The following is a 12,397-nucleotide window of genomic DNA, read 5'->3' as shown; positions in this document are numbered from 1 at the left end:
CCACTCTAACCGTGCGACACTCGACGCGACGGCGAAGGAGGCGCAATGCTCGAGCTGCTGACCGGAACCGGGCTCGCCCTCGCTGCGGGGCTGAACGCCTGGATCCCGCTCGTGGTGATCGGCGCGCTCGATCGCTTCACCGGTCTCGTCGAACTGCCACCGCAGTGGGCGTGGCTCCCGAGGCCTTCTTCAGTTCGCAGCAGTGGGTGCCGATCGCCGTCGGAGTGGTGCTCGCCTTGCTCGTGCACCTCGCGAAGTCGATGGCACGTCCCGTGATCAACGGCATGACCGCCGGTGTCGGCGCACCGGTCGCGAGCACCGCCGAGGATGCCGGCTCGTTCGCCCTCGCGTTCGCCGCCATCCTCGCCCCCGTGCTCGTGGTCTTCGGCATCATCGCGATCGTCGTGCTCGTGATCGTCGTCGCGCGCCGTCGACGAGCACGTCGCTCGCGACATCCGTCGACCTCGACCTCATCGTGAAACGCCGGAAGGCCGGCCCCCGAGGGGACCGGCCTTCCGTCTCGCGAATCGCGACTAGTTGTTGCTCGAGAGCTTCTCGCGCAGCGCCGCGAGCGACGCGTCGTCGGCGAGGGTGCCCGCGCCGGCCGCGTCGCTCGAGAACGATGCAGCGCTCGAGGTGAACGAGTCGTCGGCGACAGCAGCAGCGTTCGCCGCGGCGACCTGCTTCTTGTGCGCCTCCCAACGAGCCTGGGCGGCAGCGTAGTCCTGCTCCCACTTCTCGCGCTGGGACTCGAAGCCCTCGCGCCACTCGTTGGTCTCGGGGTCGAAGCCCTCGGGGTACTTGTAGTTGCCCGCCTCGTCGTACTCGGTGAGCATGCCGTAGAGCGCCGGGTCGAACTCGGTGCCCTCGGGGTCGACGCCCTCGTTCGCCTGCTTCAGCGAGAGCGAGATGCGGCGACGCTCGAGGTCGATGTCGATGACCTTGACGAAGACCTCTTCGCCGACCGACACGACCTGCTCGGCGAGCTCGACGTGCTTGCCCGAGAGCTCGGAGATGTGGACGAGGCCCTCGATGCCGTCTGCGACGCGAACGAACGCACCGAACGGAACGAGCTTCGTGACCTTACCCGGGGCGACCTGACCGATCGCGTGGGTACGGGCGAAGACCTGCCACGGGTCTTCCTGCGTCGCCTTGAGCGACAGCGAGACGCGCTCGCGGTCGAGCTCGACGGAGAGCACCTCGACGGTGACCTCCTGGCCGACCTCGACGACCTCGCTGGCGTGCTCGATGTGCTTCCACGAGAGCTCGGAGACGTGGACGAGACCGTCGACGCCGCCCAGGTCGACGAACGCGCCGAAGTTGACGATCGACGAGATGACACCCTTGCGGATCTGGCCCGGGTGCAGGTTCGCGAGGAACGTCGAACGCGACTCGGACTGCGTCTGCTCGAGCAGCGCACGGCGCGAGAGCACGACGTTGTTGCGGTTCTTGTCGAGTTCGAGGATCTTCGCTTCGATCTCCTGGCCGAGGTACGGCGTGAGGTCGCGAACGCGGCGGAGCTCGATGAGCGACGCCGGGAGGAAGCCGCGAAGGCCGATGTCGACGATCAGGCCGCCCTTGACGACCTCGATGACCGAACCGGTCACGACGCCATCGGCTTCCTTGATCTTCTCCACATCGCCCCATGCACGCTCGTACTGAGCGCGCTTCTTGGAGAGGATGAGGCGGCCTTCTTTGTCTTCCTTCTGGAGGACGAGTGCCTCGACGGTGTCGCCGACGCCGACGACCTCGCTGGGGTCGACGTCGTGCTTGATCGAAAGCTCACGCGAGGGGATGACACCCTCGGTCTTGTAGCCGACGTCGAGGAGCACCTCGTCGCGGTCGATCTTCACGACGGTGCCCTCGATGAGGTCGCCGTCGTTGAAGAACTTCAAAGTCTTCTCGACCGCGGCGAGGAAATCGTCAGCAGATCCGATGTCGTTGATCGCGACCTGCTTGGGTGCCTTGGTCGTTGCGGTTGTCATGTAGTGAATGCTCCGTAAAGGACAAAATCGAGCCCATCGCGCGGGAGAGCGTTATGTTGGTTCCGCGATGGGCATGCGGACAGGGATGTCACACGAGTGACGCTCCATCCTAACCGCTCGCGGGCGCGGGCCGCAATCCGCCGTCGGTCGCGGGCTGCTTCGTCACCCGGGAGGCGCCATCGCGTCGATCCGCGCATCGAACGTCATGTCCCGTGTCGCGCGATAGTTGAGGTGCACGGATGCCGCGACGGTGTTCACGCCGTCGCGAAGCGCAGAGGCCGGGATCGTGACCACGATCTGCGGCGCGGCCGTCGTACGTGGCGCGGCCGTCGCGTACGAACCGGCGCTCAGCACGCCGGCCGGCATGTTCCGGCGGGCCACCTCGACGCCGTTGACGTAGACGACCACACCGTCATCGGCACGGGTCGTCAGTGTGACTCCCGTGAGCACGTCCGCGTCCGCGACGGTGAACGTGCGCCGGAACTGCGCGCTCAGCGGCCGTGCCGATGTGGGCGGCGGCACGTCGACGACCGTCGCGATCCCTGGCGCCCCGAAGCCGAACAGCGCTCGACCGGCATTCCACCCGACGTCGTCGAATGCGGACGTGGTCCAGCCGGCCGGCCAACTGCCGCTCCGGTACTGCCAGCGCCATTCGCTGCCGTTGTCCACGAGCACCACGGGAACCGGGTCGGAGGGCGCAGGATCGGTCGTCACGTCGACCGTCGTCTCCGCCGACTCCAGCCCGGTGGCGCCAACAGCCCGAACACCGTACGCGTAGGCGGTCGCCGCGGAGACCTCTCCGTCCACCAGTGTCGTAGTCGTGCCGGACACCGTCGTGAGGGCCTGGCCGTCTCGAGTGATGATCCAGCTCTGCACCGGTGTCGCATCGCCCGGAGTCCACGAGAGGGTCACCTCGTCATGGGTGCTGTCGGCGCTGACCGACGGCGCCGCCGGTGCGACCGGTTCCGTCTCGTCCACCCGGGTCGCCGCCATCACGAGCTCGAACGACGCGTCGGCGGTGGCGCGGTAGTTGAGATGCGTCGAGGCTGCGATCGTGTTGATGCCGTCGTGGAGCAGTCCCGCGGGGACGAGGAACTCCGTCGGAGTCGCGGTCGCCGTCGCGGTCCTCGGCGCGGCGGTCGCGTAGGTGGCGGCGGCGACCGCGCCCGTCGGCATATTGGCTCGACCGACCTCGACGCCGTTGACGTGCACCACGACACCGTCGTCGGCGCGGGTGATCAACCGCACATCTTCAAGTTCATTCGCCTCGGTGATCTCGACGCGATGCCGGAACAGCATGCTGAGCGGGCGGTTCGAGGTAGGCGATGGCTTGTCGATCACCGTCGCGATCGAGCCCGAACCGCGCCCGAGCGGGGCTGTTCCGCGGGTCCAGGTGCTGTCGACGAACGACTCGCTGTTCCAACCGGTCGGCCAGGCACCGCTCTCGTATCGCCAGCTCCACGGCGAACCGCCGGCGACCAGCAGTACCGGGTCTCCCCCGGGCGGCGAGTGCATGTCGTATGAGAGTGTGAATCGGCTGTCGGCGTCGTTCTCCATCTGCTGCAGGTACGGCGAGTACGTGAAGGCGTCGACCGTGTCGGTCGCCGGATGGAAGGTGTAGTAGCGCAGCCACCCGTTGCCGCCGTTCGCACGGTCCTGGTAGTCGCTGAGCACCTGATGCACCGGCCTGCCGCAGGCGTTCGGATCCGTGCGTCGGGCTTCGCTCAGCTCGCCGTCATGCCAATGCCCGTTCACCACCATGAAGATGCTGCAATTGGGGTAGACGAGCTCGTTCCACACGTCGTTCGCCGACTTCGGCACGGTGTCCGTGCGGATGACGGTGTTCGATCGGTTCCCGGTGGTCGTGATGAATCCGTGCGTCGCGAGGATGACGCGGCGATCGGGATGCGCATCGATCACGCGCTGCGCCCACGCCAGCGAGTACGCGGGCGACTCGAACTCGAGGTTCAGGATGAGCAGCTCGAGCCCGCCGGCGTCGAGCAGGGCGTAGTTGTCCTTGTTCTTCCGGTCGATGCCGTCGGGTCCGAACTGGTTCTGGCCCAGGTAGCCCCCGTACCGCACCGACTCGGAGTTCCAGCTCGCCGCCGAATAGCGGCTCGGCGGGAAGTAGGTGTCGTAGGTGTTCGACTCCCCCGTCGTGATGCTGAGATCGTGGTTGCCGGGGAGCACGGAACTGGGGACGCCCGCCGAATCGAGGATGGCCATCGACCGGCTCGCTCGCGTCCATTGGTCGACGTTCGGCCAGGACTCGACGAGGTCGCCGACATGGATCGCGAATCTGGTGTCGAGCTCGTCCGCCTGGTCGACGATCCACTGCGTCTGCTGGTCGAAGATCGCATCGATGCCGCCGGTGTTGGTGTATCCCTGCGTGTCTGGGATCACGACGATCGTGAAGTCCTCATCGGCTGCGATCGCGGTGCCGATGGGGGTGAGCATGAGCGCCGCGATCGAGGCCGTGGCGGCGATCGTCGCCGCCAGCAGCCGTCTCGATCGGGGGTCGCTTCGAACTCGGGTCATCAGAACATCCGTCGAGCCGCGGGCCCGGATCGACACGGCTAGGTCTACGCCGTCTGAGCTCTCGCCGCCACACCCCCGTACGGGGGCGGTGCCGCCAGGGGGAATCAGTCGGCTGGCCGTGCCCCCGCATTGACGCGGCCGCGAGCCGGCCGGAGGATGCTGCGCAGCGCGGGCTCGAGCTCGGGGTGCTCGAACGCGTATCCCGCGTCGAGCAGGCGTTCGGGCACCACCCAGCGACTCTTCAGCACGAGTTCGGTCTCTGTGCGGATGACCGCGGACCCGAGTTCGAGCATCCAGCGCCAGGCCGGCACACCGATCGGCACGCCGAGGATGCGCCGAATGGTGCGCATGAGCGTGCGATTGTCGGAAGTCTCAGGCGCGCTGACGTTGATCACGCCGTCGAGATCCGGCCGGCCGCGCAGGAAGTCGACGACGGCGGCGAACCCCGACGCGCCGGCGATGACGATACGACTCACGTCGCCACCAGCATCGCGGCCGCCGTCGGAGAGATCTTCACAGGCACGCTCAGGAGAGCAGCGCCGTGCGAAGCGTGTCGAGCCCGACGCCGCCGAGACCGAGCGCCGTGCGATGGAACTCCCGGATGTCGAACGAAGCCCCCTCACGACGTGCCACCTCGTCGCGCAACTGCTCCCAGATGCGCTGCCCCACCTTGTACGACGGCGCCTGCCCCGGCCAGCCGAGGTAGCGGTGCACCTCGAATCGCACGAAGCCCTCGTTCATGTTGACGTTCTGCCCGAGGAACTCGAAAGCGTATTCGCCGGTCCAGACTCCGGCGCCGTCGGGCCGCTGCTTGCCGAGGTGCACGCCGATGTCGAGCACCACGCGGGCGGCGCGCATGCGCTGCCCGTCGAGCATGCCGAGGCGGTCGGCCGGGTCGTCGAGATAGCCGAGCCCCTGCATCAGCCGCTCGGCGTAGAGCGCCCACCCCTCAGCGTGACCCGAGGTGCCCGCGAGCTGTCGACGCCAGGTGTTGAGCTGGCCGCGATTGACGACCGCCTGGCCGATCTGCAGGTGGTGACCCGGAACACCCTCGTGGTACACCGTCGTGAGCTCACGCCAGGTGTCGAACTCGGTGACGCCCTCGGGCACCGACCACCACATGCGGCCTGCACGCGTGAAGTCGTCGCTCGGACCCGTGTAGTAGATGCCGCCCTCTTGCGTCGGCGCGATCATGCACTCGAGCGTGCGGATCTCGGCGGGGATGTCGAACTGCGTGCCGGCGAGTTCGGCGACGGCCCTGTCACTCGTCTCCTGCATCCACCGCTGCAGTGCATCGGTGCCGTGCAGCTTGCGCGAGGGATCGCCGTCGAGGAAGGCGATCGCCTCGGCGACGGATGCTCCGGGCACGATCTCGTTCGCGATCGCCTCTTGCTCGGCGACCATGCGGGCGAGCTCTTCGATGCCCCATTCGTAGGTCTCGTCGAGGTCGATCTCGGCGCCGAGGAACTGTCGCGACTGCAACGCGTAGATCTCGCGCCCGACCGCATCGTGCTCGCCCGCCACCGGCTCGAGCTCGCTCTCGAGGAACTCGGCGAGCTTTCCATAGGCGGATGCCGCGCCGCCGGCCCCCGCGCCCAGATGACGCGTGAGCGTCTCGGGAAGGTCGGCGCCGTCGGCGGAGGCCGACCCGGTGAACGTCGCGAAGAATCCGTCGGGCTTGGCGATGCGACGAGCCTGGGCTGCGACCTCGCGCACCTGGCGCCGCGCCGGCACGACTCCTCGACTCACTCCCGACCTGAGGGTGTCGATGTAGCCCTCGATCGCCGTGGGCACGGCCGCGAGACGGGCGCTGATGCGCTCCCACGCTTCGGGAGTGTCGGTGGGCATGAGGTCGAAGACCTCGCGGATCTCTTGCGCAGGGCTCGCGATGACGTTCAGGTCGCGCAGGTGCAGGCCGGCATCGTGCCGTTCGAGCTCGAGTTCGAGCTCGCTGCCGAGGTCGGCCACGGTGATGCGGTCGACGCCGTCGACCGGCACCGCCGCGCGCAATGCGGCGAGCGTCTCGCGAGTCGCCGCGATGCTGCGCTCGTGACCTTCGGGCGAGAAGTCGGCGAGCCGGTCGTCGTGTGTCGTGCGCCCGATGTAGGTGCCGACGCCGGGGTTCAGTTCGACGAGTGTGTCGACCCACCCCTCTGCGATCTGATCGACGTCGGTCGGGGTGCGCTCACTCGATGCCATGCTCCGACCCTATGGCAGTCGGCCGACATCGTGCAGGCGGCGATCAGTGCGCCGCGTCCTCCCAGTTGGCCCCGCGCCCGATCTGCACGTCGAGCGGCACGAGCAGTTCGGCCGCGTGCGCCATGCGGTCGCGAACGACCGTCTCGAGCACCTCGGATTCACCCTCGGCGACCTCGAAGATGAGTTCGTCGTGCACGGTGAGCAGCATGCGGCTGGCGAGGCCGCGCTCGAGGAGCTCAACCTCGACACGCGCCATCGCGATCTTGATGATGTCGGCCGCCGAGCCCTGGATCGGCGAGTTGAGCGCCGCCCGCTCGGCGTTCTCGCGGTGCACCCGGTTGGGGCTGTTGAGGTCGGGGAACGGACGCCGACGGCCGAAGATCGTCTCGGTGTAGCCGTCGATCTTCGCCTGCTCGACGACGGTGCGCAGGTAGTCGCGCACGGCGCCGAATCGCTCGAAGTACTCCTTCATGAGCAGGGTTGCCTCTGCCCGGTCGATGCGGAGCTGCTTCGACAGGCCGAACGCGCTGAGTCCGTAGGCGAGGCCGTACGACATCGCCTTGACCTTGGTGCGCATCACCGGGGTCACGTCGGCGGGGTCGACACCGAACACGCGGGCGCCGACGAATCGGTGCAGGTCTTCACCGGCGTTGAACGCCTCGATGAGACCCGGGTCGCCCGAGAGATGCGCCATGATGCGCATCTCGATCTGCGAGTAGTCGGCGGTGAGCAGTTCGACGTACTCGGGCCCGTGCCGGAACGCCTTGCGGATGCGGCGACCGTCTTCGGTGCGGATCGGGATGTTCTGCAGGTTGGGGTCGTTCGACGACATACGGCCGGTCGCCGCGCCGATCTGCCCGTAGCTCGTGCGGATGCGACCGTCGGCGGCGATCGACTTGTCGAGCGACTCGACGATCTGACGCAGCTTCGTGGCGTCGCGGTGCTCGAGCAGGTAGCCGAGGAAGGGGTGCGGGTTCGACTCCTGCAGGTCGGCGAGTGCGCTCGCGTCGGTCGTGTACCCGGTCTTCGTCGCACGTGTCTTCGGCATGCCGAGCTGGTCGAACAGCACCTCTTGCAGCTGCTTCGGCGAGCCGAGGTTGACCTCGCGCCCGATCTCGGCGAACGCCGCCTCGGCGAGGCCGGCGGCACGCGTGCCCAGCTCGGACGAGAGCGCAGCGAGCTCGGTGTGGTCGACCGTGACGCCCCGGTGCTCCATGGCGGCGAGCACCCGCACGAGCGGCATCTCGACGTCGGCGAGCAGTTGCCGAGAGCTCTCGGGCAGTGCCTTCAGCACCACCGGCGCAAGACGCTTGGAGTACCAGGCGTACTCGGGCGCCCCGGCGTCTGAGCCCTCTTCGGGCACGAGCTGGGCCGGGTCGGCCTGCGGCACGGTTTCGCCGAGGTATCGCTCCACGAGATCAGCGAGGGTCTTCTCGGCGAGGATCGGCCGCACGAGCCATCCGGCGACGAGGGTGTCGACGACGAGCCCGTCGAAGGCCAGGCCGGAGCGCAGGAGCGCCTTCAGCTGCGGCTTCGCGTCGGTCATGATCTTCGGCGCATCGCTCGCGAGCCAGGCCTCGAACGGCGCGTAGTCGGAGCGGCCCGGCTGCCACGGAAGATGCACGGTCTCTTCGGTGGTCGCGATGCCCGCACCGATGACGAGGCCGTCGAGCACCTCGAGGCTGAGTCCGAGCCCGGCCGGCTCGGCGGCGGTCGCCCGCTCGAGCCATGCGGCGAGCTCCTCGTCGAGCAGTCGACGCGGGGTCGGTGCCGCCGGCCCGGCCTCGACGGGCTCGACGGGCGCCGCTGCGGGAGCCGGACCGCCGGCGGCACCGCCGTTCGTCTCACCGGCCGCGATCTTCTTCAACCGCTCGAAGAGCGTACGGAACTCGAGCCGTTCGAAGAGCGGTTGCACCGCTTCGATGTCGATCGGCTTGGTGACGAGCTCGTCGAGCTGCACCTCGAGTTCGACGTCGTCGACGAGCCGGTTCAGCCGCCGATTGCGGATCGCGTTCTCTTTCTCGTCGCGCAGGTTCTGCCCGACGACACCCTTGATCTCGTCGGCGTGCTCGAGGATGCCGTCGAGGTCGCCGTAGAGGCCGAGCCACTTGACAGCGGTCTTCTCACCGACCTTCGTGATACCGATCAGGTTGTCGCTCGTCTCGCCGACGAGCGCCGCGACATCGGGATACTGCTCGGGGCGGATGCCGTAGCGCTCGACGACGGCATCGGTGTCGTAGCGCTTCAGCTGCGAGACGCCCTGCGTGTTCGGGTACAACAGCGTCACGTCGTCGTTGACGAGCTGGATGGTGTCTCGGTCGCCCGAGACGAGCAGCACGCGGTAGCCCTCGGCGCGGCCACGCGCGGCGAGCGTGGCCAGGATGTCGTCGGCCTCGAAGTCCTCTTTCTCGAGCGTGCGCACGCCCATGGCCTTCAGTGCGTCTTGCAGCAGCGGCACCTGGCCCTTGAACTCGACCGGCGTCTCGCCGCGCGTGCCCTTGTACTCGGCGTACTCGCGCGTGCGGAACGAGAATCGCGAGATGTCGAAGGCGACGGCAAGGTGCGTCGGCTTCTCGTTCTGGAGCAGGAGCAGCAGCATCGACAGGAAGCCGTGGATGGCATTCGTGTGCTGCCCGTCACGAGTCGTGAAACTGTCGACGGGGAGGGCATAGAAGGCTCGGAAGGCCAGCGAGTGACCGTCGATGACGAGGAGGGTGGGCTTATCTGCGTCCGACACCCCGCAAGCCTACAAGCGGCCGGCGACACTGCCCGACGGTGCATGCAGAAAGCGGATGCCGCGGCGACAGGTGTCGCCGCGGCATCCGCCGAAGTGGAGTGCTCGCTGCTACTTCTTGGCGGCGAGCTGTTCGATGATGGCCTGCGAGACGTCTTTCATGGTGAGGCGTCGGTCCATCGAGGCCTTCTGGATCCACCGGAACGCCTCGGGCTCGGAGAGGCCCATCTTCTCGTTGAGCAGGCCCTTCGCACGATCGACGAGCTTGCGGGTCTCGAAGCGCTCGACGAGGTCGCCGACCTCGGCCTCGAGCGCGATGATCTGCGCATGCCGCGCGAGGGCGATCTCGATGGCGGGCAGCAGGTCGTTGGGCGTGAACGGCTTCACGACGTAGGCGAGGGCGCCTGCCTCGCTCGCGCGCTCGACGAGCTCTTTCTGGCTGAACGCCGTCAGGAGCACGACCGGGGCGATGTGGCCCTTCGAGAGTCGCTCGGCGGCCGAGATGCCGTCGAGCTGGGGCATCTTGACGTCCATGATGACGAGATCGGGCCGGAGCTCGGTCGCGAGTGCCACTGCGGTCTCGCCGTCACCTGCTTCGCCGACGACCTCGAAGCCGTTGTCGCGCAGGATCTCGACGATGTCGAGGCGGATGAGCGACTCATCTTCTGCCACGACGACGCGGCGCGGTGCCGGCTGGGTTGATTCGGTGTCTGTCACGCAGGAAAGCCTACGGTATTCTGAGCAAGGCCTCTGGCCGGTGTGGCGGAATGGCAGACGCGGAGCACTCAAAATGCTTTGCCCGAAAGGGCGTGTGGGTTCGACCCCCACCACCGGCACCACTGCACGGCACGGGTGGCTTCCTCGACGGAAGCTCACCCGTGCCGGCATGAGCAGCCGTCGATCGCCAGCTCCAGACCCCCGTTTCTTCAGTGGTGCGGCTGGGCGGCGAGCACGGCGTTGCGCTCCACGATCAGCCGGCGCAGGTACGGACCGAGCACTCGTTCCGCGACGCGACCCAACGGCCCGAACGGCGCAGCGAACCGCACCCGATCGATCATGATGGTGCCGCCGTCGGCATCGGGGGTGAAGCGGTGTTCGTGCCGGAACGTTCGGAACGGCCCGCGTACCTGCTCGTCGACGAACAACGACGGTTCATCGAACGCGGTGATGCGGCTCGTCATTCGGAACGGAACACCGAAATGCCTCGCGCGCCAGGTCACCTCTTCGCCCGAGCCGATGAGGCCGCGGGTGACGCCGGAGACGGCGCGCTCACGCGATGCCGCCATCGACGTGACGTGCAGGTCGATGCTCCGCGAGAGATCGAAGGACTGCTGTACCGAGGTCGGCAGGCGGGTACGGCACTCGAATTCGACGACCACTCAGGCAGTCTCGCATGCGATGAGCGGATGCCGCGGCATCCGCTGCCCGCACACGGCGCACGCGAAAGGAGCCGGCCCGACCGGACCGGCTCCTCACGTGCTGACTGCTAGAGCACCTCGCCGACGACGTGCACGCGCACGTCGTTCGTGGTGCCGGGGATTCCGGGAGGGGATCCCGAGATGATGACGACCTTCTCGCCCTTGACCGCCTTGCCGGTCTTGGCGAGCACCTCGTCGACCTGTCCGACCATCTGGTCGGTGTGCGTCACTCGGGCGACGACGAAGGACTCGACGCCCCAGTTCAGCGCCATGCGGCGACGGATCGCCGGGTCGGGCGTGAAGGCGAGGATGGGGATCTTCGAGCGCAGCCGGGTCATACGACGCACCGACTCCCCCGACTCGGTGAAGACGCACAGGTACTTCGCCTCGACGAAGTCGGCCACCTCGACGGCCGCGGCCGTGATGGCACCGGCCTGCGTGCGCGGCTTCGTGCCGAGCGGCGCGATGCGGTCGAGCCCGTGCTGCTCGGTGGACTCGACGATGCGGGCCATCGTCTGCACGGTGACGACGGGGTACTCCCCCACGCTGGTCTCGCCCGAGAGCATGACCGCGTCGGCGCCGTCGAGCACGGCGTTCGCGACGTCGGAGGTCTCGGCGCGGGTCGGCACCGGGCTGTGGATCATCGACTCGAGCATCTGCGTCGCCACGATGACGGGCTTGGCGAGACGACGGGCGATCTCGACCGCGCGCTTCTGCACGATCGGCACGGCCTCGAGCGGCAGCTCGACGCCGAGGTCGCCGCGCGCCACCATGATCGCGTCGAAGGCCTCGGTGATCTCTTCGAGGGCGTCGACGGCCTGCGGCTTCTCGATCTTCGCGACGACCGGAACCCGGCGTCCCACCTCGTCCATGATCTCGTGCACTCGCGTGATGTCGGAGGCGTTGCGCACGAAGGAGAGCGCGATCAGGTCGGCGCCGAGCTCGAGGCCCCAGCGCAGGTCAGCCTCGTCTTTGCCGGAGAGCGCAGGCACGTTGACGGCGACGCCCGGCAGGTTGATGCCCTTGTTGTTCGACACCGGCCCGGCCACGATGACCTTCGTGGTGACGACGACGCCGTCGGTCTCGACGACCTCGACGCGCACCTTGCCGTCATCGATGAGCAGGAAGTCGCCCGGCTTGACATCGCCCGGCAGGCCCTTGAACGTCGTGCTGACGAGCTCTTTCGTGCCCACGACGTCTTCGGTCGTGATCTTGAAGATGTCGCCCTCGGCGAGCTCGTGCGGTCCGTCGGCGAACTTGCCGAGGCGGATCTTCGGCCCTTGGAGGTCGACGAGCACGGCGATCGCACGACCGGAGTCGTTCGCCGCCTTTCGCACGTTCTGGTAGACGCCCTCGTGCACGTCGTAGCTGCCGTGGCTGAGGTTCATGCGAGCGACATCGACGCCCGCATCGATGATCGCCCGGATCTGCTCATAGCTCGATGTCGCCGGCCCGAGGGTGGCGACGATCTTCGCGCGTCTCATGTGGTGTGTGCTCCTGGTGTTCCGCGCGTCAGCGCTTGC

Annotated in this window: 8 protein-coding genes, 1 tRNA gene and 1 pseudogene; 2 read left to right on the top strand and 8 right to left on the bottom strand. The window is 67.8% G+C overall.

Features of this window, described 5'->3' with window-relative positions:
• Positions 1–45: 45 nt before the first annotated feature.
• A pseudogene (locus H521_RS21645) lies at positions 46–479 on the top strand (DUF4126 domain-containing protein).
• Between the two features lie 54 nt (positions 480–533).
• Here H521_RS21645 and rpsA read toward each other — a convergent pair.
• From rpsA to H521_RS0105405, 6 genes are all read right to left on the bottom strand, one after another.
• On the bottom strand, positions 534–1,985 hold the full coding sequence (gene rpsA / locus H521_RS0105430; RefSeq protein ID WP_022892014.1) for a 30S ribosomal protein S1: 1,452 nt from the start codon (positions 1,983–1,985) through the stop codon (positions 534–536).
• A 162-nt stretch (positions 1,986–2,147) separates the two neighbouring features.
• Positions 2,148–4,523 carry a metallophosphoesterase gene (locus H521_RS24905; protein ID WP_022892013.1) on the bottom strand — a complete coding sequence of 792 codons (2,376 nt, stop codon included), beginning with the start codon at positions 4,521–4,523 and terminating at the stop codon, positions 2,148–2,150.
• 104 nt (positions 4,524–4,627) lie between these two features.
• Positions 4,628–4,999, bottom strand: a complete 372-nt coding sequence (locus H521_RS0105420; protein ID WP_022892012.1) for a DUF1731 domain-containing protein — start codon at positions 4,997–4,999, stop codon at positions 4,628–4,630.
• 49 nt (positions 5,000–5,048) lie between these two features.
• A complete protein-coding gene (locus H521_RS0105415; RefSeq protein ID WP_022892011.1) occupies positions 5,049–6,722 on the bottom strand; it encodes a DUF885 domain-containing protein in 1,674 nt (557 codons plus the stop codon).
• Positions 6,723–6,765: 43 nt separating this feature from the next.
• A complete protein-coding gene (gene polA, locus H521_RS0105410; RefSeq protein WP_022892010.1) occupies positions 6,766–9,459 on the bottom strand; it encodes a DNA polymerase I in 2,694 nt (897 codons plus the stop codon).
• Between the two features lie 108 nt (positions 9,460–9,567).
• Positions 9,568–10,173 carry an ANTAR domain-containing response regulator gene (locus H521_RS0105405; protein WP_022892009.1) on the bottom strand — a complete coding sequence of 202 codons (606 nt, stop codon included), beginning with the start codon at positions 10,171–10,173 and terminating at the stop codon, positions 9,568–9,570.
• A gap of 36 nt (positions 10,174–10,209) precedes the next feature.
• Here H521_RS0105405 and H521_RS0105400 point away from each other — a divergent pair.
• Positions 10,210–10,295, top strand: a tRNA-Leu gene (locus H521_RS0105400).
• An 87-nt stretch (positions 10,296–10,382) separates the two neighbouring features.
• Here the strand turns inward: H521_RS0105400 and H521_RS0105395 are convergent.
• A complete protein-coding gene (locus H521_RS0105395; RefSeq protein WP_022892008.1) occupies positions 10,383–10,835 on the bottom strand; it encodes an SRPBCC family protein in 453 nt (150 codons plus the stop codon).
• 107 nt (positions 10,836–10,942) lie between these two features.
• A complete protein-coding gene (gene pyk, locus H521_RS0105390) occupies positions 10,943–12,358 on the bottom strand; it encodes a pyruvate kinase (protein WP_022892007.1) in 1,416 nt (471 codons plus the stop codon).
• Between the last annotated feature and the right edge of the window lie 39 nt (positions 12,359–12,397).

Origin of the sequence: Agromyces subbeticus DSM 16689 (genome assembly GCF_000421565.1) — a bacterium.
GTDB classification, from domain to species: domain Bacteria; phylum Actinomycetota; class Actinomycetes; order Actinomycetales; family Microbacteriaceae; genus Agromyces; species Agromyces subbeticus.
This window is presented reverse-complemented; position numbering and strand designations above follow the sequence as displayed.

Coding starts and splice junctions, on each gene's coding strand:
- H521_RS24905 (WP_022892013.1), bottom strand. CDS start 4,523: ATGACCCGAGTTCGAAGCGACCCCCGATCGAGACGGCTGCTGGCGGCG.
- rpsA (WP_022892014.1), bottom strand. CDS start 1,985: ATGACAACCGCAACGACCAAGGCACCCAAGCAGGTCGCGATCAACGAC.
- pyk (WP_022892007.1), bottom strand. CDS start 12,358: ATGAGACGCGCGAAGATCGTCGCCACCCTCGGGCCGGCGACATCGAGC.
- H521_RS0105415 (WP_022892011.1), bottom strand. CDS start 6,722: ATGGCATCGAGTGAGCGCACCCCGACCGACGTCGATCAGATCGCAGAG.